The sequence below is a fragment of the Amycolatopsis sp. A1MSW2902 genome (assembly GCF_017312175.1).
Classification (GTDB): domain Bacteria; phylum Actinomycetota; class Actinomycetes; order Mycobacteriales; family Pseudonocardiaceae; genus Amycolatopsis; species Amycolatopsis nivea.
Genome location: NZ_QJPO01000001.1, coordinates 5652558 through 5672554, shown reverse-complemented (window position 1 = coordinate 5672554; position 19997 = coordinate 5652558). Strand labels below are relative to the sequence as shown.

The 19997-nt window shown below is 69.1% G+C and carries 22 protein-coding genes; 14 read left to right on the top strand and 8 right to left on the bottom strand.

The window, feature by feature from the left end; all coding sequences use genetic code 11:
• Positions 1 to 132 precede the first annotated feature (132 nt).
• Genes paaZ through paaE form a run of 6 tightly spaced genes read left to right on the top strand, consistent with a single transcriptional unit; the run spans position 133 to position 5807 of the window.
• Positions 133 to 2160: a phenylacetic acid degradation bifunctional protein PaaZ gene (gene paaZ, locus DMP23_RS26025; protein ID WP_337822792.1), complete on the top strand. Its 2028-nt coding sequence runs from the start codon at positions 133 to 135 to the stop codon at positions 2158 to 2160.
• The gene (paaA, locus tag DMP23_RS26020; RefSeq protein WP_043839221.1) at positions 2157 to 3098 is read left to right on the top strand and encodes a 1,2-phenylacetyl-CoA epoxidase subunit PaaA; all 942 of its coding nucleotides are present in this window, start codon (positions 2157 to 2159) and stop codon (positions 3096 to 3098) included. Before paaZ ends, paaA begins: the two co-directional genes overlap by 4 nt.
• Positions 3095 to 3379, top strand: coding sequence for a 1,2-phenylacetyl-CoA epoxidase subunit PaaB (gene paaB, locus DMP23_RS26015; protein ID WP_009073848.1), 285 nt, complete (start codon positions 3095 to 3097; stop codon positions 3377 to 3379). Before paaA ends, paaB begins: the two co-directional genes overlap by 4 nt.
• 8 nt (positions 3380 to 3387) lie before the next feature.
• Positions 3388 to 4245, top strand: coding sequence for a 1,2-phenylacetyl-CoA epoxidase subunit PaaC (paaC, locus tag DMP23_RS26010; protein ID WP_337822791.1), 858 nt, complete (start codon positions 3388 to 3390; stop codon positions 4243 to 4245).
• A complete protein-coding gene (gene paaD / locus DMP23_RS26005) occupies positions 4239 to 4730 on the top strand; it encodes a 1,2-phenylacetyl-CoA epoxidase subunit PaaD (RefSeq protein ID WP_037811915.1) in 492 nt (163 codons plus the stop codon). Before paaC ends, paaD begins: the two co-directional genes overlap by 7 nt.
• A complete protein-coding gene (gene paaE / locus DMP23_RS26000; RefSeq protein ID WP_337822790.1) occupies positions 4731 to 5807 on the top strand; it encodes a 1,2-phenylacetyl-CoA epoxidase subunit PaaE in 1077 nt (358 codons plus the stop codon).
• 177 nt (positions 5808 to 5984) lie between these two features.
• Here the strand turns inward: paaE and DMP23_RS25995 are convergent, their stop codons facing one another.
• The 4 genes from DMP23_RS25995 to ccrA form a co-directional block, all read right to left on the bottom strand.
• Positions 5985 to 7100, bottom strand: a complete 1116-nt coding sequence (locus tag DMP23_RS25995) for an adenylate/guanylate cyclase domain-containing protein (RefSeq protein ID WP_134663193.1) — start codon at positions 7098 to 7100, stop codon at positions 5985 to 5987.
• A 4-nt stretch (positions 7101 to 7104) separates the two neighbouring features.
• Positions 7105 to 7554: a universal stress protein gene (locus tag DMP23_RS25990; RefSeq protein WP_037811913.1), complete on the bottom strand. Its 450-nt coding sequence runs from the start codon at positions 7552 to 7554 to the stop codon at positions 7105 to 7107.
• 57 nt (positions 7555 to 7611) lie between these two features.
• Positions 7612 to 8892: a chromosome segregation protein gene (locus DMP23_RS25985; protein WP_443111356.1), complete on the bottom strand. Its 1281-nt coding sequence runs from the start codon at positions 8890 to 8892 to the stop codon at positions 7612 to 7614.
• Between the two features lie 129 nt (positions 8893 to 9021).
• The gene (ccrA, locus tag DMP23_RS25980; RefSeq protein WP_337822788.1) at positions 9022 to 10362 is read right to left on the bottom strand and encodes a crotonyl-CoA carboxylase/reductase; all 1341 of its coding nucleotides are present in this window, start codon (positions 10360 to 10362) and stop codon (positions 9022 to 9024) included.
• 199 nt (positions 10363 to 10561) lie between these two features.
• Between ccrA and DMP23_RS25975 the strand changes: the two genes are divergently transcribed.
• Together DMP23_RS25975 and DMP23_RS25970 are read left to right on the top strand one after the other, a co-directional pair.
• Positions 10562 to 10930 carry an SPW repeat domain-containing protein gene (locus DMP23_RS25975; protein WP_051173160.1) on the top strand — a complete coding sequence of 123 codons (369 nt, stop codon included), beginning with the start codon at positions 10562 to 10564 and terminating at the stop codon, positions 10928 to 10930.
• 34 nt (positions 10931 to 10964) lie between these two features.
• A complete protein-coding gene (locus DMP23_RS25970; RefSeq protein ID WP_037811911.1) occupies positions 10965 to 11558 on the top strand; it encodes a TetR/AcrR family transcriptional regulator in 594 nt (197 codons plus the stop codon).
• A 199-nt stretch (positions 11559 to 11757) separates the two neighbouring features.
• Here the strand turns inward: DMP23_RS25970 and mce are convergent, their stop codons facing one another.
• Complete coding sequence (gene mce / locus DMP23_RS25965; RefSeq protein WP_037811910.1) at positions 11758 to 12219, bottom strand: methylmalonyl-CoA epimerase; 462 nt, start codon at positions 12217 to 12219, stop codon at positions 11758 to 11760.
• Between the two features lie 140 nt (positions 12220 to 12359).
• On the opposite strand from mce, the gene DMP23_RS25960 reads away from it, so the two are divergent.
• Together DMP23_RS25960 and meaB are read left to right on the top strand one after the other, a co-directional pair.
• A complete protein-coding gene (locus tag DMP23_RS25960) occupies positions 12360 to 13547 on the top strand; it encodes an acetyl-CoA C-acetyltransferase (RefSeq protein ID WP_037812139.1) in 1188 nt (395 codons plus the stop codon).
• 1 nt (position 13548) lies between these two features.
• The gene (meaB, locus tag DMP23_RS25955; RefSeq protein ID WP_037811909.1) at positions 13549 to 14511 is read left to right on the top strand and encodes a methylmalonyl Co-A mutase-associated GTPase MeaB; all 963 of its coding nucleotides are present in this window, start codon (positions 13549 to 13551) and stop codon (positions 14509 to 14511) included.
• Here meaB and DMP23_RS25950 read toward each other — a convergent pair.
• On the bottom strand, positions 14508 to 15482 hold the full coding sequence (locus tag DMP23_RS25950; protein WP_337822787.1) for a trypsin-like serine peptidase: 975 nt from the start codon (positions 15480 to 15482) through the stop codon (positions 14508 to 14510). The genes meaB and DMP23_RS25950 overlap by 4 nt on opposite strands.
• 117 nt (positions 15483 to 15599) lie before the next feature.
• Between DMP23_RS25950 and DMP23_RS25945 the strand changes: the two genes are divergently transcribed.
• The 4 genes from DMP23_RS25945 to DMP23_RS25930 all read left to right on the top strand — a co-directional run bounded on the left by DMP23_RS25945 (position 15600) and on the right by DMP23_RS25930 (position 17889).
• Positions 15600 to 16337: a peptidylprolyl isomerase gene (locus tag DMP23_RS25945; RefSeq protein WP_043839211.1), complete on the top strand. Its 738-nt coding sequence runs from the start codon at positions 15600 to 15602 to the stop codon at positions 16335 to 16337.
• A gap of 80 nt (positions 16338 to 16417) precedes the next feature.
• The gene (locus DMP23_RS25940; protein ID WP_337822786.1) at positions 16418 to 16627 is read left to right on the top strand and encodes a DUF6886 family protein; all 210 of its coding nucleotides are present in this window, start codon (positions 16418 to 16420) and stop codon (positions 16625 to 16627) included.
• A gap of 66 nt (positions 16628 to 16693) precedes the next feature.
• Complete coding sequence (locus DMP23_RS25935) at positions 16694 to 17152, top strand: carboxymuconolactone decarboxylase family protein (protein ID WP_043839588.1); 459 nt, start codon at positions 16694 to 16696, stop codon at positions 17150 to 17152.
• Positions 17149 to 17889 (top strand): isocitrate lyase/PEP mutase family protein, encoded by a 741-nt coding sequence (locus DMP23_RS25930; protein ID WP_337822785.1) that lies wholly within the window; start codon positions 17149 to 17151, stop codon positions 17887 to 17889. The genes DMP23_RS25935 and DMP23_RS25930 overlap by 4 nt, the downstream gene beginning before the upstream one ends.
• A gap of 58 nt (positions 17890 to 17947) precedes the next feature.
• Here the strand turns inward: DMP23_RS25930 and DMP23_RS25925 are convergent, their stop codons facing one another.
• The gene (locus tag DMP23_RS25925; protein ID WP_134669956.1) at positions 17948 to 19579 is read right to left on the bottom strand and encodes a solute symporter family protein; all 1632 of its coding nucleotides are present in this window, start codon (positions 19577 to 19579) and stop codon (positions 17948 to 17950) included.
• A complete protein-coding gene (locus DMP23_RS25920) occupies positions 19576 to 19926 on the bottom strand; it encodes a DUF485 domain-containing protein (protein WP_337822784.1) in 351 nt (116 codons plus the stop codon). The genes DMP23_RS25925 and DMP23_RS25920 overlap by 4 nt, the downstream gene beginning before the upstream one ends.
• Positions 19927 to 19997 lie beyond the last annotated feature (71 nt).

Genomic DNA, 19997 nt, shown 5'->3' with positions numbered 1-19997 from the left:
AATCCCGGCTGGAGCCCAGTAAAGGCCGCGACTCCGGCGGTGTCAAGCAATGCGGGGGTTCCGATCAGCCGGGAGAACGGCTATCCTGCGAATTACTGAACGTCCGGTTGGTAATTCGGCGAGAGGGTCGGCATGGTTCTGCTCCGCAGCTACGTCTCCGGGGGATGGCACACGGCGCCGGGCGAGGGCGCCCCGCTGCACGACGCGGCGACCGGGGAGGAAGTGGCCCGGATTTCGTCGGAAGGGATCGACTTCGCCGCGGCGCTCGAGTACGGCCGCAAAGTCGGCGGTCCGGCGCTGCGGAAGCTGACGTTCCATCAGCGGGCCGCGCTGCTGAAGTCGCTCGCTTCGCACCTGCGCGAGCACCGCGAAGAGCTGTACGCGCTGTCAGCGCGCACGGGTGCGACGCTCGGCGACTCGAAGTTCGACATCGACGGCGGCATCGGCGTCCTGTTCAGCTACGGCTCGAAGGGCAAGCGCGAGCTGCCGAACGACACCGTGTACGTCGAGGGCGCGGTCGAGCCGCTGAGCCGCGGCGGCACGTTCGTCGCGCAGCACATCGCGACCCCGCTGCAGGGCGTCGCGATCCAGATCAACGCCTTCAACTTCCCGGTGTGGGGTCCGCTGGAGAAGTTCGCGCCCGCGTTCCTCGCCGGCGTGCCGAGCCTGATCAAGCCGGCCAGCCAGACCGCGTACCTGACCGCGCGGCTCGTGGAGCTGATCGTCGAGTCCGGCATCCTGCCCGAGGGCACGGTGCAGTTCGTCGCGGGCAGCGTCGGCGACCTGCTCGACCACGTCACGGCTCAGGACCTGGTGTCGTTCACCGGTTCCGCGTCCACCGCGCAGAAGCTGCGCGCGCACCCGGCGATCGTGCGGAACTCGGTGCGGTTCAACGCCGAGGCCGACTCGCTGAACTGCTCGATCCTCGCCCCGGACGCCCGGCCGTCGACGCCGGAGTTCGATCTGTTCGTCAAGCAGCTGACCACCGAGATGACGGTGAAGGCGGGCCAGAAGTGCACCGCGATCCGCCGCGCGTTCGTACCGGCCGAGATGCTGGACGACGTCGCCGAAGCGGTCAGCGCCCGGCTCGCCAAGGTGACCGTCGGGAACCCGAACGCCGAGGGCGTCCGGATGGGTGCGCTGGCCAGTCTGGAGCAGCGTGAAGAAGTACGTCGTTCGCTGAAGGCCCTGCTCGACGCGGGCAGCATCGTCTTCGGCGACCCGGAGCACGTCGACGTCGTGGACGGCGACGAGGCGACCGGCGCGTTCATCTCGCCGATCCTGCTCAAGGCCGACCCGGAGCGCGCCGAGCCGCACGAGGTCGAGGCGTTCGGCCCGGTGTCCACGCTGATGCCGTACACGTCGGTCAAGCAGGTCATCGAGTTCGCCGCACGCGGCGGCGGCAGCCTGGCCGGGTCGGTCGTGACCGGCGACCCGGTGTTCGCCCGCGACATCGTGCTGGGCGTCGCGCCGTATCACGGCCGGCTGCTCGTGCTCGACAGCGAAGACGCGAAGGAATCCACCGGGCACGGTTCGCCGATGCCGCAGCTGGTGCACGGCGGCCCCGGCCGCGCGGGCGGCGGCGAGGAGATGGGCGGCATCCGCAGCGTGCTGCACCACATGCAGCGCACGGCCGTGCAGGCCAGCCCGAGGGTGCTCGGCGCCGTCACCGGCCGGTGGGTCGAGGGCGGTCCGCGCGTCGAAGGCGAGCACCCGTTCCGCAAGTCGCTGGCGGAGCTGAGCATCGGCGACACCGTGGTGGCCGGTCCGCGCGCCGTCACCCGCGCCGACATCGACCACTTCGCCGAGTTCACCGGCGACACCTTCTACGCGCACACCGACGAGGCGGCGGCCGCGGCGAACCCCCTGTTCGGCGGCATCGTGGCGCACGGCTACCTGGTCGTGTCGTTCGCGGCGGGCCTGTTCGTCTCGCCCGAACCGGGTCCGGTGCTGGCCAACTACGGCCTGGAGAACCTGCGCTTCCTCACGCCGGTCAAGGAGGGTGACGCGCTGACGGTCACCCTGACGGCCAAGCAGATTACGCCGCGGATCGACCAGGAGTACGGCGAAGTCCGCTGGGACGCCGACGTCACCAACCAGGACGGCGACTCGGTCGCGAAGTACGACGTGCTCACCCTCGTCTCGAAGGAGCAGCCGTGACCGCTGTGGCAGAGCCGGAATTGGAAGCCCTGTTCGAGCACACCATCGAACGGGACCAGCGCATCGAACCGCGCGACTGGATTCCCGAGGGCTACCGCAAGACGATGATCCGCCAGATCGCGCAGCACGCGCACTCGGAGATCATCGGCATGCAGCCGGAGGGCAACTGGATCACCCGCGCGCCTTCGTTGCGGCGCAAGGCGATCCTGCTCGCGAAGGTGCAGGACGAAGCGGGCCACGGGCTGTACTTGTACTCCGCGGCGGCGACGCTCGGCGCGGACCGCGCGGACCTCACCGACAAGCTCATCACCGGCAGGCAGAAGTACTCGTCGATCTTCAACTACCCGACGCTGACCTTCGCCGACGTCGGCGTGATCGGCTGGCTGGTGGACGGCGCGGCGATCTGCAACCAGGTGCCGCTGTGCCGGTCGTCGTACGGGCCCTACGCGCGGGCGATGATCCGGATCTGCAAGGAGGAGTCCTTCCACCAGCGGCAGGGCTACGAGCTGCTGATGACCATGATGAAGGGCACCCAGCAGCAGCGGGACATGGTGCAGGAGGCGGTGAACCGCTGGTGGTGGCCGTCGCTGATGATGTTCGGCCCGCCGGACGCGGATTCGCCGAACACCGCGCAGTCGATGGCGTGGAAGATCAAGCGGCACACCAACGACGAGCTGCGGCAGCGGTTTGTCGACATGTCCGTGCCGCAGGCCGAGGCGCTCGGCGTGACGTTCCCGGACCCGGAGCTCAAGTGGAACGCCGACCGGGAGCACTACGACTTCGGCGCGGTCGACTGGGACGAGTTCAAGAACGTGCTCAAGGGCAACGGCCCGTGCAACGCGGACCGGATCGCGCACCGCAAGCGCGCACACGACGAAGGCGCCTGGGTCCGGGAGGCCGCGGCGGCGCACGCGGCCAAGAAAGAGGTTTCGGCATGAAGCACGACTGGCCGCTGTACGAGGTTTTCGTCCGCGGGAAGCGGGGACTGAACCACGTCCACGTGGGTTCGCTGCACGCGGCGGACGACGAGATGGCGCTGCACCACGCGCGCGATCTCTACACGCGCCGCAACGAGGGAGTGTCCATCTGGGTCGTTCGCGCCTCGGACATCACCGCGTCGTCGCCGGACGAGAAGGACCCGTTCTTCGCGCCCAGCGGGGACAAGGTGTACCGGCACCCGACGTTCTACGACATTCCCGACAACGTTCCCCACATGTGAGGTCTGGGATGTCTTTCGACAACGTCTACGAAGCCATCACCGAAGACAACGACGCCCGGTGGGCCTTCGGCACCGGGTTCGCCGATCCGCTGTCCGGAGTGGACACCTCCGTTCCGTCCGGAGTGGACGGTGCCCAGCTCGCCGCCTATTGCTTGATGCTGGGCGACGACGCGTTGATCTTCTCGCACCGGTTGCAGGAGTGGGTCGCGAGCGCGCCGGAGCTGGAGGACGAGGTCGCGATCGCGAACATCGGCCTCGACCTGCTCGGCCAGGCGCGGTTGCTACTCGCTCGTTCCGGCAAGGCGGACGGCACGGACCGGTCCGAGGACACGTTCGCGTTCTTGCGCGCGGAGAACGAGTTCCGGAACGTCCGGCTGGCCGAGCTGGGCGGCGGGCACTTCGGGCACCTGATCGCGCAGCTGTTCGTGTTCTCGACTTGGCGGCTCGCGTTGTTCCAGCAGCTGGAGTCCAGTGTGGACCCGGTACTGGCGGCTATCGCGGCCAAGGGCGTGAAGGAATTGGCCTACCACCGGGATTACGCCGCGCAGTGGCTGGTGCGGCTGGGCGACGGGACGCCGTTGTCGCACGAGCGGATGGCCGAGGGGCTGGCCGCGGTGTGGCCGTATGTCGACGAGCTGTTCTCGACGCATCCGTCCGAGATGGTCGACGCGGCTTCGCTGCGGCCGGAGTTCGACGCTGTGCTGGTTCAGGCGTTGGCGGCGGCTACGTTGGAACGGCCGGAGATCGGCGCTATCGCCGGGGTTTCCGGGCGGATGGGACGCGACGGCGTGCATACCGAGCAGATGGGTTTCCTGCTGGCTGAGCTGCAGAGTGTGGCTCGGGCGATGCCTGGAGCGTCGTGGTGACCGCGGTGGCGGTGGCTTCGACGGTCACTGATCCGGAGCTGCCGATGCTGACGCTCGCGGATCTGGGTGTGCTGCGTGAAGTGTCCGAAGAGGACGGTCGGGTGACGGTGTCTATTACGCCGACCTACACCGGCTGTCCGGCGATGGACACGATGCGGGACGACCTGGAGCACGCGTTGCGGGGCGCCGGGTACACCTCGGTTGAGATCCGTACGGTGCTGGAACCGGCTTGGACGTCGGATTGGATCAGCGCGGACGGGCGGCGGAAGCTGGCGGAGGCCGGGATCGCGCCGCCTGGGTCCGCGCCGCGGCGGGCTGCCGGGCCGATTCCGTTGACGTTGGGGCCTTCGGTGCGGCGGGTGGCTTGTCCGCATTGCGGCTCGATGGACACGGAGGAGCAGTCCCGGTTCAGCGCGACTGCGTGCAAAGCGTTGCGGCGGTGCCGGTCTTGCTGGGAGCCGTTCGAACACGTCAAGGAGATTTGAGTGACTGCCACCGTTTCCCGCCGTGCCGGGTTCCACCCGTTGCGGGTGGCTGAGGTCGAACGGCTTTGTGACGACGCCGTGGCCGTGACGTTCGACGTGCCGGAGGAACTGGCTTCGGTCTACGCGTTCGCGCCTGGGCAGTCGCTGACTTTGCGGCGTCTTGTCGACGGGCGGGACGAGCGGCGGTCGTATTCGATTTGCGCTCCGGCGGGGGAGCGGCCGCGGGTCGGGGTGCGGTTGGTGCCGGACGGGGTGTTCTCGTCGTGGCTGGTCAATGAGGTTCGTGCCGGGGATACGGTTGAGGTCTCCGCGCCGACTGGGTCGTTCACGCCGGATCTCGCTGCTGGCGGGCATCATGTGCTGATCGCTGCCGGGTCCGGGATTACGCCGGTGTTGTCGATTGCGGCCTCACTGCTGGCTACGCCGGACGCTTCGGTGACTGTGCTGTATGGGAATCGGCGTACTGACACGGTGATGTTCGCGGACGATCTGGCTGATTTGAAGGATCGGTACCCGGCTCGGCTGGAACTTGTGCATGTGTTGTCCCGGGAGCCGCGTGAGGCGGAGTTGTTCACCGGGCGGCTGGATGCGGACAAGCTGCGTGCGCTGTTCGAATCGATTGTGCCGGTTGAGGATGTGGACCATTTCTGGCTGTGCGGGCCGTTCGGGATGGTGACGTCGGCGCAGGATCTGCTTGGGTCGCTGGGGGTTCCTGAGGAGCGGATTCATCAGGAACTGTTCTATGTGGACGATGTGCCGCCGGAGCCGGTCAAGCATGTCGACCCTGCTGTTGCGGGGGCTTCGTCCGAGGTGACGTTGGTGCTGGACGGTCGGTCCACGACGATGAACCTGCCCCGGGAATCGTCGGTGCTGGACGGGGCGCAGCGGTTTCGGCCGGATTTGCCGTTTGCGTGCAAGGGCGGGGTTTGCGGGACCTGCCGGGCTCGGGTGACCGAGGGGGCGGTCAATATGCGGCGGAATTTCGCGTTGGAGAAGGCTGAGGTGGAGGCTGGGTTTGTGCTGACTTGCCAGTCTCATCCGGTTTCTGAGCGGGTTACTGTTGATTTTGATGCTTGAGGTTCGTAGGTGGGGTGGTTGCGTGGGGCACCCCGAAGCTTGATTGTGCTGACGGTCGGTGGGTGCTTGTCAAGGCGGGAAAGATGCCTTGACAAGCACCCACCGACCGCAGATGAGCTTCGTATCGGGGTGCGGGGGAGGTGTGGGTGCCTCGCTCGTTGGGTGCACCGGGTGCGGTTAGCGGCGTCGGCGGCGTTTGCGTGGAGCGGTGGGGGTGGGGAAGTCGTCTGGTTCTGGGGTTTCTGGCGTTGGCTGGTCGCCTAGGCCTAGCATTTCCGCGGCCAGTTGCTGCGACGAGGCGAAGCGGCCGGTGGGTTTGTCTTTCGCCCTCCGCAGGGCAGAGGGGCGTAGGCGGTTGTAGCCGCGTACTGCGATGGGGCGGCGGGTGCGGAGATCGAACTGCGGCAAGGGTTCCAGTTCCCCGGCCAGTTCTCGGTCGACCAGTACGGTTCCTGGCCTTGCGGCTGAAGTGAGTCGCGCGGCCAGGTTCACTACGGAGCCGTAGACGTCGCCGAAGCGGGACAGGACTCGGCCCGAGGCCATTCCGGCTCGGACTGCGGGGAGGCCGCCGTCTTCGCCGGTGCGTTCGGCTAGCGTCAGGGCGATTTCCGCGCCGTCGGCGGGGGTGTCGGTGACGAACAGGACTTCGTCGCCGATCATTTTCACGACTCGGCCGTGGTGTTCCGCGATGACTTCGGTGGCAAGGGATTCGAAGCCGTCCAGGACCTGGGTCAGTTCTTCCTCGTCGGCTTCTCTCGTGAAGCGCGTGTAGCCGACCATGTCTACGAAGCCGACTACCAGGGCGCGCGTTTCCAGGTCCTCGTCGGGGCTGGCGAAGGCGCGGCCGGCGAACGCGGCCAGGTGGCGGCGCCAGACGTAATTCTGCACTTGCTCCAGCTCGGGGAGCAGGCGTTCCACCAGGCGGGTGACCTGCCGGTCGCTGCGGGCCAGTTCCGGGTTTTCGGTGATCAGCGACCACAGCATGTGGACCTGCCACTCGGCCAGCCGGGACAGATGCTGGCCGAGGGCACGGGTCACCGCGACTTCCATGCCGGGCGCGACCAGGCCGGAACTCACCAGGCCGTCGGCGATGCGCATGGCTTCGACGTCGGCGTCGGTGAACACCACCTCGTCGTCTTCGACGGTGGCGAAACCCAGCGCCCGCCACAGCCGCCGCGAGCGTTCTTCGGGTACTCCGGCCCGTTTCGCTACTTCGAGCCGGGTGTAGCGGCGAGGGCCGCCCAGCAGGGCGCGTTCCAGCCGCTGCTGCAGGTCCCGGGAAGGATCGGCCACGGCCTCAGGTGGTGTGCACGATCAGCACGTCGACGCCCGACTTCCGGGCCACCTCCGACGGCACCGAGCCCAGGATCCGCCCGGTCAGGGTGTTGAGGCCGCGGTTGCCGACCACCAGAAGGTCCGCCTCGCGGTCCTTCACGACCTTGCGCAGCATGTCGACCGGCTGCCCCTCCAGCGCGACCGTTTCGATGTTCGCGGCGCCGGCCTTCGCCGCGCGGTCCCGTGCGGACTGCAGCGTGTCCTCAGCGGGCGCGGACCCGACTACCTGATAGGCCTCGTCGCCCAGTTCGTCCTGCGCGCGTTCCACGTCTTGGCGGCTGGCCGGGTGGTACGCGCAGACGACGACCAGCGTCGCTCCCGCGTCGGCAGCCACCCCGGCGGCCTTGTCCACCGCGGCGAAGGACGAGTCGGACCCGTCCGTGCCCACCACCACAGTCCGATAGACAGCCATCCACAACCTCCCGGCGAATCGGTCAGCGGGGCGGCGCGGCCCCTTCGCGGGGGAAGGTTACTCGCCAGTCGGTTTTCCCGCCGGGCGCGGTTGCGGCTGCGGCTTGGGCACGTCGGACGTGCGCAGCCGGACGGTCTGCTCGACGTCGCCGCTCGCCGCGGGCTTCCCGCTGTTCGCCGGGGCGTTCTTGCCGCCCTGACCAGCGGATTTCTGCCCGGCCGGAGTGCTGGGCTTGCTGTTCTGCGCACCCGCGTTGCCGCTCGGCTGGGCGCTGCTCGCCTTCGCGCCGCCGGCCGGGGATCCATTCGCGGACTTCGGCCCGGAGCCGTTGGCAGTCTCGGCGGCGGCCTTGATGTCCGCGGGCACCTCGCCGTCCATCTCGCCGAGCACGTGCTGCGCCTCGGCCAGCACGGTGCGCGCCGACCGGATCTGCTCGGCCAGGCTCGCCCGGACCGCGCGCAGGGCCTCGACCCGCTCGTTGGCCTGGGTGATCCGGCGGTTGGACTCGTCGGTGGCGGTGCGGACGCGGCGGCGGGCCTCGTCGGCCGCTTCCGCGAGCCGCGCGTTGGCCTCGGTGATCGAGTCCTGGCGGCGCTTGTTCGCGTCGGCGACCGATTCGCGCTGGCGACGGTCGATGTCGGCCTTGGCGGCCGTCTCCTCCTCCAGCACCTTCGCCCGGATCGCGGCCGCGTCCTCGGCGGCCTCGCGGACCCGGCGCTCGGCTTCGGCCTTGCTGGCCGCCTCCTGCTCGGCCAGCACGCGCATCGCCTCGGCGCGCCGGGTCGCCATCGCGATCTCGAAGTCTTCCTCGACCTGCGTGCGGCGGGCCTCGGACTCCGCGTCGAGCTTCTTGCGCTCGGCCTCGGCCTCGTCGGTGATCCGCTTGGCCTCGGCGCGCGCGTCCTCGAGCACCTTGCGGTGCTCGGCTTCCATTTCCTTGCGGCGCAGGTCGAGTTCGGTGAGCAGCTGCTCGTACCGGGCGCGCATGGCGCTGGCGTCGGTCTCCGCCTTGGCCCGGATGTGGCCTGCCTCGGCCTCGGCGCGGGCACGCGTGTCCGCGGCCTCGTCCTGCGCCAGCCGCAGCATCCGCTGGAGGCGTTCGGACAGGCCCTCGACGCTCGTCGGCGGCTGCGCGAGCCGGTCGACCTGACCGCGCAGATCGGCGATCTCGCCGCGCGCGACCTCAAGCTGCCGGGCCAGGTCGCCGGCTTGGGCGATGGCGGCGTCGCGGTCGGCGGTGAGCATCTTCAGGTCGCCGTCGAGCCGTTCCAGGTGCTCGTCGACCTGGGCCCGGCTGTACCCCCGCTTCGCTACGTCGAAGCCGGCTCCCAGCGGCACGAGTTCGCGTTCATCGCCAAGACTCATGACACCACCGTAGTCGCTCCGCGGTCACGGACGGGTGAGCACCCACGGGGTCCGGCCGCTCGTGCGGCGAGCGGCCGGACCGAAGAGGCAGGTGGTCTGCCCTCACGCGCCGCGGAAGGCGTTGATGCCGTCGAGGTGCTTCGCGCGCAGCTCCTCGTCGCGCACGCCGAGTCCTTCTTCCGGAGCGAGCGCGAGCACGCCGACCTTGCCCTGGTGCGCGTTGCGGTGCACGTCAAGGGCGGCCTGGCCGGTTTCTTCGAGCGAGTAGGTCTTCGACAGCGTCGGGTGGATGAGGCCCTTCGCGATCAGCCGGTTGGCCTCCCACGATTCGCGGTAGTTCGCGAAGTGCGAGCCGATGATCCGCTTCAGGTTCATCCACAGGTACCGGTTGTCGTACTGGTGCATGTAGCCCGACGTGGACGCGCAGGTGACGATGGTGCCGCCCTTGCGCGCGGCGTAGACGGACGCGCCGAAGGTCTCGCGGCCCGGGTGCTCGAACACGATGTCCGGGTCCTCGCCGCCGGTCAGCTCGCGGATCTTCGCGCCGAACCGCTGCCATTCCTTCGGGTCCTGCTCGTTCTCGTTCTTCCAGAACTGGTAGCCCTCGGCGGTGCGGTCGATGATCAGCTCCGCGCCCAGCTTCCGGCAGATCTCGGCCTTTTCCGGGCTGGACACGACGCACACCGGGATCGCGCCGCCGTTGAGCGCGTACTGCGTCGCGTACGAGCCGAGGCCGCCCGACGCGCCCCAGATCAGCACGACGTCGCCCTGCTTCATGTCCGCGCCGTTGCGCGACACCAGCTGCCGGTACGCGGTCGAGTTCACCAGCCCGGGGGAGGCGGACTCCTCCCAGGTCAGGTGCGCCGGCTTCGGCATCAGCTGGTTCGCCTTGACCAGCGCGACCTCGGCGAGCCCGCCGAAGTTGGTCTCGAAGCCCCAGATCCGCTGCTCGGTGTCGAGCATCGTGTCGTTGTGCCCGTCCGGGCCTTCCAGCTCGACGTTCAGGCAGTGCGCGACGACCTCGTCGCCGGGCTTCCAGTTGTGCACGCCCGCGCCGGTGCGCAGCACGACGCCGGACAGGTCCGAGCCGACCACGTGGTACGGCAGGTCGTGGCGCTTGGCCAGCGGCGAGAGCTTCCCGTACTTGCGCAGGAACTTGAACGTCGGGATCGGCTCGAAGATCGACGTCCAGACGGTGTTGTAGTTGATCGCGCTGGCCATCACCGCGACCAGCGCCTCGCCGGGGCCGAGTTCAGGCGTCGGGACCTCGTCCACGTGCAGCGAGCGGCGCGGGTCCTTGTCGCGGCTTTCGAGGCCTTCGAACATGTCGACCTCGTCGGCGTGCACGGTGACGCCCCGGTAGCTCTCGGGCACGGGCAACTCGGCGATCGCGTCGAAGCGGCCGTCGAGGATCGCCTGCTGGATCTCGTCGAGGTGCGTCATCGGGAACCTCCAGGGGTCGGTCGCGGCGCGACTGGACGAAATTACTCGTCGGTAACCGGGGGCCTCACTGTACGAGACAGACACCCCGTACACGAGTCGAAGTGTGACGCACGAATCTTGACCGGCTGGCCAGTCAAGGAGCATAGTCGGCAGTGGGAAATCTCCCTGAACGGCTCTTTTCCGGCGGAGGTGAGCACGAATGAGTGAAGTCTCGACGCGCGCCTGGACGCGGCCCTATGACTGGGCCGAGGTCGTGATTGGTGTTGTCGCCGCTCTTTCACCCCTTTGGCTGAGCACGAACACCACGATGGTGTGGACGATGGTGGTCCTCGGTGCGCTGATCGCGATCGACGGCCTGGTGTCGCTCGCGTCGCCGAGCATGGTTTACGGCGAGGGCGTGCAGATCGTCCTCGGCGCGTTGCTGTTCATCGCGCCGTGGGTGATGGGGTATACGCAATTCAACGGGGCGTCGTGGACGTCCTGGGTCGGCGGTGCGCTGACGATCATCGCCGGCGCGGCCGCGATGCCGGAGGCCAACGCCGCCCACCGGATGGCGGGCCAGCACTGATCGGGGCAGCGGAGCCCTGACGAGGAAGGCGGACATGACCGACGACTCGGCGAAAGAACGGATCCTGTGCGCGGCGGAGGAACTGTTCGCCGAGTCCGGCTTCGAAGCGACCCCGACGTCCCGCATCGCGGAGCGCGCCGGGGTCCCGAAGGGCCTCGTCCACTATTACTTCCGCCGCAAGTCCGACCTGCTGGCCGCTTTGGTCGACCGGCTGCCGGACGAACGCATCGAACCCGCCGCGGTCGTCGTTCCGGGCGACCTGGCGGGTTCGCTGCGCAGGCTGGTCGGCGAACTCGACCGCCGGTTCACCGGTTCGCTGGGGCTGTCGCACCTGCTGTGGCGCGAGGCCGACACCCATCACGTGGTCCGCGACGCGCTGTCCGAACGATTCCAGCAACTGGTCCGCCTGATGCGGTCGGTGATCGTGGCCGCCACCGGCGGACGGCTCCCTGGAGCGGACATCGACAACGCGTCCGGCCTGCTGGCCCGCGCGATCACCCACCGGCACGCGACGGCCCGCCACACCGGCGACGACCGCCCGGCGGAGTTCGACGGGGAGCTGACGTTCGTGGCGAACGCGCTGTCCGCCCGGGCGGCCAAGGGCAAGCCGCCCGCTTCGGCGGTGTGAGGTGCTCGTGGGTGTTTCTGCCGGTTAGAACCGGCATCGCCGCTCACGGCCTGGCCGCCACCGACTTCTCCCGGACACGACTTGCCCGGCTCGCTTCGCCCTGGCCCGCGGCGGTCCTGTCGCCGAAGCGCGCTCCGGCCGAGCTCCAATGCCGCATTGGGTGCGCTCAACGCACCAAACGCCGCATTGGGGGCGCGCTTCAGTGCGAGGCCGCAGGCTCCACTAGCTCGACCAAAACCCCGCCAGCGTCCTTCGGGTGCACGAAGTTGACCCGGCTGTTCGACGTCCCGCGCTTGGCCGCGTCGTACAGCAACCGCAGCCCCTGCGCGCGCAGCGCCTCCGCCGCAGCGTCCACATCGGACACTCGCAGCGCGAGCTGCTGCAGGCCCGGCCCGTTGCGGCCGATGAACTTGGCGATCGTCGAATCGTCGCGGGACGGGGCGAGCAGCTGGATCATCGTCTCGGTGCCCGCGGTACCCGGGGCGCGCAGCATCGCCTCGCGCACGCCCTGCTCGTCGTTCACCTCCTCGTGCGCGACCTCCAGGCCGAAGTGGTCGCGGTGGAAGGCGATGGCCGCGTCGAGGTCGGGCACGGCGATGCCGACGTGGTCGATCGCGGTCACGAACGGCTTGAGCACGGATGCGCTGGGCTCGGTGTCCATACCGGGGAGGATAAGCCCCGGCGGGCCTCGGGGAACCCCGCGTGCGCCCCCTCACACTGGCTCCATCAAGACGCGCCGGGAACCCCGCGCAGGCCGTATCGTGGGAACACTGCCAGTGCACCGATGCTTTGGAGGACGTCGTGTCCGGTTCCGTGATCCTGGGCGCTGCCCGTACCCCGATCGGGCGGCTGCTCGGCTCGTTGAAGGACTTCTCGGGAGCCCAGCTGGGCGGGATCGCGATCAAGGCCGCGCTCGAACGCGCCGGCGTCTCCCCGGACCAGGTCCAGTACACGATCATGGGCCAGGTGCTCACCGCGGGCGCGGGCCAGATCCCGGCGCGCCAGGCGGCGGTCGCCGCGGGCATCCCGATGGACGTCCCGGCGCTGACCATCAACAAGGTCTGCCTGTCCGGCCTCGACGCGATCGCGCTCGCCGACCAGCTGATCCGCGCGGGCGAGTTCGACCTCGTCGTCGCGGGCGGCCAGGAGTCGATGACGCAGGCGCCGCACCTGCTGCCGAAGTCGCGCGCCGGGTTCAAGTACGGCGACACCACGCTGGTCGACCACATGGCCTACGACGGCCTGTTCTGCGCGTTCGACCAGGTCGCGATGGGTGTTTCGACGGAGAAGCACAACGGCCGCTACAGCGTCACCCGCGAGCAGCAGGACGCGTTCTCCGCGCGTTCGCACCAGCGGGCCGCGGCGGCGATCGAGGCCGGGTTCTTCCGCGAGGAGATCGCGCCGGTGTCGATTCCGCAGCGCAAGGGCGACCCGGTCGTGTTCTCCACCGACGAGGGCGTGCGCGCCGATACCACCGGCGAGAGCCTCGCGAAGCTGCGTCCGGCGTTCGCCTCGGACGGCACCATCACCGCGGGTTCGGCGTCGCAGATTTCCGACGGCGCGGCCGCGGTGATCGTGGCCAGCCCGGAGAAGGCGGCCGAACTGGGCATCACGCCGCTGGCCGAGATCGGCGCGCACGGCGTCGTCGCCGGTCCGGACGCGAGCCTGCACGAGCAGCCGTCGAACGCGATCCGCGCCGCGCTGAAGAAGGCGAAGCTGGACGTCGGCGACCTGGACCTGGTGGAGATCAACGAGGCGTTCGCCGCGGTTGGCCTGGTTTCGAGCGAGAAGCTCGGGCTGGACGAGTCGAAGGTGAACGTCAACGGCGGCGCGATCGCGCTCGGCCACCCGATCGGCGCTTCCGGTGCGCGGCTGGCCGTGCACCTGGTGCACGAGCTGCGCCGCCGCGGCGGCGGTCTCGGCGCGGCCGCGCTCTGCGGCGGCGGCGGACAGGGCGACGCGCTGCTGATCCGCGTCCCGTCGGCGTAAGTTGGCCGGCCCGGACCTCGATGAGCTGGTCGGCCGCGCGCGGGAAGGACAACCGCGCGCGGTCGCCCGGCTCATTTCTCTTGTCGAGGACTCTTCGCCGCGAGTGGCGGACATCGCCCGTGCTCTGACGCCCTACACCGGGCGTGCTCGCGTCGTCGGCCTCACCGGGCCGCCTGGGGTCGGCAAGTCGACGTCGACGTCCGCGCTGCTCACCGCGTTGCGCGGCGAGGGACTGCGGGTCGGGGTGCTGGCGATCGACCCGTCGTCGCCGTTCTCCGGCGGCGCGTTGCTCGGCGACCGGATCCGGATGACCGAGCACGCCACCGATCCCGGCGTGTTCATCCGCTCGATGGCGACCCGGGGCCACCTCGGCGGCCTTTCGTGGGCGACCCCGCAGGCGGTGCGGGTGCTCGACGCCGCCGGGTTCGACGTGGTGCTGATCGAGACTGTCGGGGTTGGACAGTCCGAAGTGGACGTTGTGAAACTGGCCGACACCACGGTCGTCTTGCTGGCCCCGGGAATGGGCGACGGCATCCAGGCGGCGAAAGCCGGGGTGCTGGAGATCGCGGACGTGTTCGTGGTCAACAAGGCCGACCGCGACGGCGCCGACGCGACGGTGCACGACCTCAAGCAGATGATCAGCCTCGCGCGGCGCGAACTGCGCGGACCGAGCTGGCGGCAGCCGATCGTGCGCACGGTGGCGGCGAAGGGCGAGGGCGTCGACGAGGTGGTGTCGGCGTTGCGGACGCACCATGAATGGCTTGTGGCGCACGGGGAATTGGACCGCCGCCGCGCCGCCCGCGCCCGGGAGGAGGTCGCCGCGATCGCGTTGCGGAGGTTGCACGCGGAACTGGCGGACCTCCGGGACGGCGACCGGCTGGGCGACTTGGCGGCACGAGTGGTGGCCCGGGAACTGGACCCGTTCGCGGCGGCGGACCGGTTGATCGCGGAGCTGAAGGGCTAACGCGCGGCTTGCGCGACCTCGTACAACGGCTTCGTCACCTTGCCGCTGAACTGCGGCCCCACCAAATACCGCGTGCAGCCCGCATCGCGCTCGCACGGTTTCCCGTCCGCGGCAAAGAATCCCGCGTGCGTGTTGTCCCCGACGACCGTTCCCAGTCCCGTCGACGGGTTGAAGTCGCGTAACCGGGGCCCACCGCTCGAGCCGCCGCCCATGACGCACGCCGCGCCCCACAGATCGGGAGAGTCCGGATAGGTGGGCGTACCGGTCCAATGCCGTGCGGTGCCAGTGCAATATGCCAACCTCGCCCCGGTGTACTCCGGAAGCCCTTCGCGTGCCGGATCGGACGCCGCCCGCGGGTAGCCGAACTGCGTCACCTTCGCGCCGCCCGGCCGGTCGAACCCGATCTGCTGCGCACCGCCGACCGCGTCCTGCACCAGCTGTCCCGCTTCGTTCGGCCCGAGGACTGCGAACGCCTGGTCGTAGGTGTCGAACTTCTGCGCGTTCTGCTGGTCGTTCGCGAGCCAGGTGCGGTCGACGACGCCGATCCGGGCGGCGAACTTGCCGTACGGCGTCTGGCCGTCGTGGTAGCCGGGGACGAACATGACGTGCGCGTTCCAGGCGTTGTGCTCGCCGAGGAGGTCGGTGTTGTTGACGCAATGTCCGGCGGTGACGATCGTGCTGCGGTTCTTGCTGCGGACGACGGTTGCTGTGCAGCTCGCGTCCTCGCCGTGGTCGGTGTAGAACATCCGGCCGATCGTCTTCGGGAGCGGGTCCGGCCAAGGCGCTCCGTCGGGGCCGCTCTTCGGCGGGTTCTGCGACGACGGTTCGGTCAGCGCGGCCAGGCGTTGCGGGGTCCAGTAGGCGACCACCGCCTGCTGTTCGGCAGCGGAGGACGCGAGCGGTTGCTGAACCGGACCGGCGGGGACGGTCAGCAGTCCGGCGACCAGTCCGGCGAGGAGGGGAGTGATCATGGAACCGCACGGTAGGACGCGGGTGTCAGGAACCGGTCAGGATGCGACTTTCGCCGGAAGCGCAGGCGGTTTCCCGTCCCTATACTGCGATCCTCCGTGCACTGGGAGGGAACCGGAATGAAGAGACTGCTCGTGTCCGTGCTGACCGCGTTGTCGCTGGTCGCCGTCGCTGCACCGGCTTCGGCGGCTTCGGCGCCGCCGAAGGTCACCTCGGGGCCGTGCCAGTACACCTCGACTCCGGACGATCCCGCGGTGCGCCCGGTTTCCCTGCCGCGCGACCCGAAGCACACGCCGGACCACGGCAGTGTCGACGTTGCCGTGTTCTCCAACCAGGGCCTGCTCCCGCTGCGGCTCGACCGCGCGCAGGCGCCGTGCACCGTGCAGAGCTTCCTGCACCTGGCCGCGCACGGCTTCTACAACCAGACGACCTGCCACCGGCTCACCGCGTACCCGACGCTGAAGGTCCTGCAGTGCGGCGACCCGTCCGGCACCGGCGAAGGCGGCCCGGGCTACAAGTTCCGCGACGAACTCCCGACGACGCTTCCGCCCGCCCCGTCCGACCCGACCGGCAAGCGCCGCACGTACGCGCGCGGCCTGCTGGCCATGGCGAACGCCGGCCCGGACACGAACGGATCGCAGTTCTTCGTGGTGTACGGGGATTCCAGCCTGCTGCCGAACTACACGGTCTTCGGCACGGTCGGCTCGGCCGGTTTGCGCACGCTAGACCGCGTCGCGGCGGGCGGCATCCAGCCGGACGCGGACACCCCGCCGGGGAAGACGCCGGTGGACGGGAAACCGGTGCGGAAGACGGACCTGGAGCTGGTTCTGCCGTTGTGCCTGTTCTGCGGCCGCTGACGCCGGGCCTGGCCGTCGCGGTGATCGCCCGGCGGCCGCAACCCTGCGGCTGAACGCTCGACGCGGACCGCTGCCCGCCATTGCCCGCGGGCGATGCCGTAGACCGGGTCCATGCCGTCGAATACCGCTGGCTGGACACTCTCTGGGCGGTGAAATCGTTCGCCTATCGGCTTCTTGCGGCCAGGTTCCGGCCGTTCGGCGAGCCCCTCTCGAGCGGCTGCGTCGTCACGGATCCGCTCGGGCCGCCTAATTCGTGGGCGATCGCCTGCAACGCGCGACCGCGACCCTGACTGGCCCACGCCACCCACCTCGAACTGGACCACCCAGCTAGGCCAATCCCCATTAGCGTGGGCGGCATGACGAAGCGAATCGCGCTCGCCACCGGCGAGTTGTATCGAGCGATGTCCCAGCTGCAAGGCGAGGTGAAGAAGGCCAGCGCGAACGCGGGGCTCGACGTGAAGCTCATCGAGCTCGTCAAGATGCGCGCGTCGCAGATCAACGGATGCGCCTACTGCCTCGACATGCACGCGGCGGAGGCGGTCGCGGCTGGGGAATCGCCGCGGCGGCTTTACGTGCTCGAGGGGTGGCGCGAGACCGAGCTGTTCACCGAGCAGGAACGCGCCGCGCTTGCGTACACCGAGGCGATGACCCGGATCTCGGACCACAAGGACGTCCCCGAAGACGTTTACGCCGAGGCTGTCCGCGTCTTCACCGAGGACCAGCACCGCGCGCTCGCGTGGTGTGTCGTCGCCATCAACACCTGGAACCGGCTCATGGTCGCGAGCCACGCTGAGCTGCCGGAGCGTGCGGAGTGAGTGCTGAGGAGTTGCGGGCGCTGCATGTGCCCGGGAAGCCGTTGATTCTGCCGAACGCTTGGGACGCGGATACCGCGCAGGCGGTGGAAGCCGCCGGATTCCCGGTGGTGGCAACGAGTTCCGCGGCGGTCGCGGCGGCGCTCGGGCAGGCGGACCACGAAGGCGCGTCGGCGGACGAGATGCTCGCGGCGGCCAAGCGGATCGTGGACGCGGTGTCCGTGCCGGTGACGGTGGACGCCGAGGCCGGTTATGACCTGAGCTCGGCGGATCTCGCGGCCAGGTTGAAGGAAATCGGTGCGGTCGGCTGCAATATCGAGGACACCGACCATGGCAAGGGCGCGTTGCGACCGGCGGCCGAGCAAGCGGAACGGATTGCCGAGTTGCGTCGGGCGGCTGGCGACGGGCTGGTGGTCAACGCGCGAGTGGATTCGTTCCTCGGTGCACAGGACGAGCAGGCGGTGCTCGACGACGCCGTGGCTCGCGGGCGTGCGTATGTGGAAGCGGGGGCCGACTGTGTGTACCCGATTCTCGTGCGTTCGCCGGAAGTGCTGGCCGAATTCGTCCGGCAGGTGGGCGGTCCGGTCAACGCTTCGGCGCTTCCCGGCGGGCCGGGGCTGGCCGGGCTTGCCGAACTGGGGGTAGCCCGGATTTCGCTGGGGGCCGGGTTGTGGCGGTATCTCCGCCGGGTGCTGGAAGGCACGCTCGACGGGATCGCGCAGGGGAAGCTGCCGTATTGAAAAAACCGCTGGGCACCGCGGCGAAAGCGGCACCCAGCGGTTTCAGCGGGACGAAAACTCAGTGCTGCACGGCCTTTTCCGCGCCGGCACCGGTCAGTGCTCGTACTTCCATTTCGGCGAACTTAGCCTTGTCGTTTTCCTTCGACAGGATCGTGCCCAGCCAGCCGAGGATGAACGCGATCGGGATCGAGATCAGGCCCGGGTTGTCGAGCGGGAACCAGTGGAAGTCCACGCCCTGCAGCATCGACGCGCTCTTGCCGGTCTTCGGGTCGACCGGCTTCCCGGAAACGGCCGGCGAGAACACGATGAGCACGATCGTCACGATCAGCCCGCCGTAAATGCTCCACAGCGCGCCCTGGGTGTTGAACCGTTTCCAGAACAGCGAGTACAGAATCGTCGGCAGGTTCGCCGAAGCCGCCACCGCGAACGCCAGCGCCACCAGGAACGCGACGTTCTGCCCGTTCGCCAGAATGCCGCCGAGAATCGCGACGATGCCGATCACCACGGCGGTGATCCGCGCGACGCGGACCTCCGAACCGGTGTTCGCCTTGCCCTTCTTCAGCACGTTCGCGTAGACGTCGTGCGCGAACGAGGCGGACGCGGTGATCGTCAATCCCGCGACCACGGCGAGGATCGTGGCGAACGCGATCGCCGAGATCAGCCCGAGCAGGATCGGGCCGCCGAGGTTCAGCGCCAGCAACGGAGCCGCGGAGTTGACGCCGCCGGGGGCCTTCTTGATCGCGTCCGGTCCGACCAGCGCGCCCGCGCCGTAGCCGAGCACCAGGGTGAACAGGTAGAACACGCCGATCAGCACGATCGCCCACACCACCGAACGACGCGCCTCGCGCGCGGTCGGCACCGTGTAGAAGCGCATCAGCACGTGCGGGAGGCCCGCGGTGCCCAGCACCAGCGCGATGCCGAGGGAGAAGAAGTCCAGCTTCGTCGTGCCGTTCTTGCCGTACTGCTTGCCCGGCCCGAGCAGCGCTTCGCCGGCCTCGCCCGCCTTGTCGACCGCGCCCTGCAGCAGCGAGGAGAAGTTGAAGCCGTACTTGCCGAGCACCCACAGCGTCATCGCCAGCGCGCCGACGATCAGCAGCGCCGCCTTGATGATCTGCACCCAGGTGGTGCCCTTCATGCCGCCGATCAGGACGTAGGCGATCATGATCACGCCGACCACCGCGATCACCAGCGCCTGCGCGGCCTTGCCGTCGATGCCCAGCAGCAGCGCGACCAGCCCGCCCGCGCCCGCCATCTGCGCCAGCAGGTAGAAGAACGACACCACGAGCGTCGAAATCGCCGCCGCGGCGCGCACCGGACGCTGTTTCATCCGGAACGCCAGCACGTCGCCCATGGTGAACTTGCCGGTGTTGCGCAGCAGTTCCGCCACCAGCAGCAGCGCGACCAGCCACGCCACCAGGAAGCCGATCGAGTACAGGAACCCGTCGTAGCCGTACACCGCGATGGCCCCGGCGATGCCGAGGAACGACGCCGCCGACAGGTAGTCGCCGGAGATCGCGATGCCGTTCTGCGGGCCGGTGAACGCGCGGCCCGCCGCGTAGTAGTCCGACGCGGTCTTCGTGTTGCGGCTCGCGCGGAACACGATCACCAGGGTGATGACCACGAACAGCGCGAAGATCGTGATGTTGAGCGTCGGGTTGCTGCCCTCGACGCTCGCCGCGAGAGTCTTCACGCCTCCTCCTTCGCCGGGTTCTCGATGTCGTCCTTGATCCGCTCGGCGAGCGGGTCGAGGTTCTTGTTGGCGTAGCGCACGTACAGCCACGTGATGAGGAACGTGGACGCGAACTGCAGGAGCCCGAAGAGGAGGCCGACGGTGAAGTTGCCCGTGATCTTCGTGCTCATGAAGCCGTGCGCGTAGTCGGCGAGCAGGACGTAGAGCAGGTACCAGGCGAGGAACAGTCCGGCCATCGGGAACACGAACCGGCGGAGCCTGCCGCGGAGTTGGCGGAACTCGGCGCTGTCGTGCACCTGCTCCCAGGTCGAGTCCGGCGGGGCGCCGGACGGGTCGCCTGCGCTCATGGGATCTCCCTTGTGCGACGCTGCGGATGTGGTCCGCGACACAGTAGGGAGGACTCCGGGCCAGGGAAACC

What these genes read in the sequence shown, in the direction of transcription:
- mce (WP_037811910.1), bottom strand. Translation starts at nt 12,219, where the DNA reads ATGGACACCGAGCCCAGCGCATCCGTGCTCAAGCCGTTCGTGACCGCG.
- paaB (WP_009073848.1), top strand. Translation starts at nt 3,095, where the DNA reads ATGAAGCACGACTGGCCGCTGTACGAGGTTTTCGTCCGCGGGAAGCGG.
- DMP23_RS25920 (WP_337822784.1), bottom strand. Translation starts at nt 19,926, where the DNA reads ATGAGCGCAGGCGACCCGTCCGGCGCCCCGCCGGACTCGACCTGGGAG.
- DMP23_RS25950 (WP_337822787.1), bottom strand. Translation starts at nt 15,482, where the DNA reads ATGATCACTCCCCTCCTCGCCGGACTGGTCGCCGGACTGCTGACCGTC.
- DMP23_RS25935 (WP_043839588.1), top strand. Translation starts at nt 16,694, where the DNA reads ATGACGAAGCGAATCGCGCTCGCCACCGGCGAGTTGTATCGAGCGATG.
- paaZ (WP_337822792.1), top strand. Translation starts at nt 133, where the DNA reads ATGGTTCTGCTCCGCAGCTACGTCTCCGGGGGATGGCACACGGCGCCG.
- DMP23_RS25990 (WP_037811913.1), bottom strand. Translation starts at nt 7,554, where the DNA reads ATGGCTGTCTATCGGACTGTGGTGGTGGGCACGGACGGGTCCGACTCG.
- paaC (WP_337822791.1), top strand. Translation starts at nt 3,388, where the DNA reads ATGTCTTTCGACAACGTCTACGAAGCCATCACCGAAGACAACGACGCC.
- ccrA (WP_337822788.1), bottom strand. Translation starts at nt 10,362, where the DNA reads ATGACGCACCTCGACGAGATCCAGCAGGCGATCCTCGACGGCCGCTTC.
- DMP23_RS25945 (WP_043839211.1), top strand. Translation starts at nt 15,600, where the DNA reads ATGAAGAGACTGCTCGTGTCCGTGCTGACCGCGTTGTCGCTGGTCGCC.
- DMP23_RS25970 (WP_037811911.1), top strand. Translation starts at nt 10,965, where the DNA reads ATGACCGACGACTCGGCGAAAGAACGGATCCTGTGCGCGGCGGAGGAA.
- DMP23_RS25975 (WP_051173160.1), top strand. Translation starts at nt 10,562, where the DNA reads ATGAGTGAAGTCTCGACGCGCGCCTGGACGCGGCCCTATGACTGGGCC.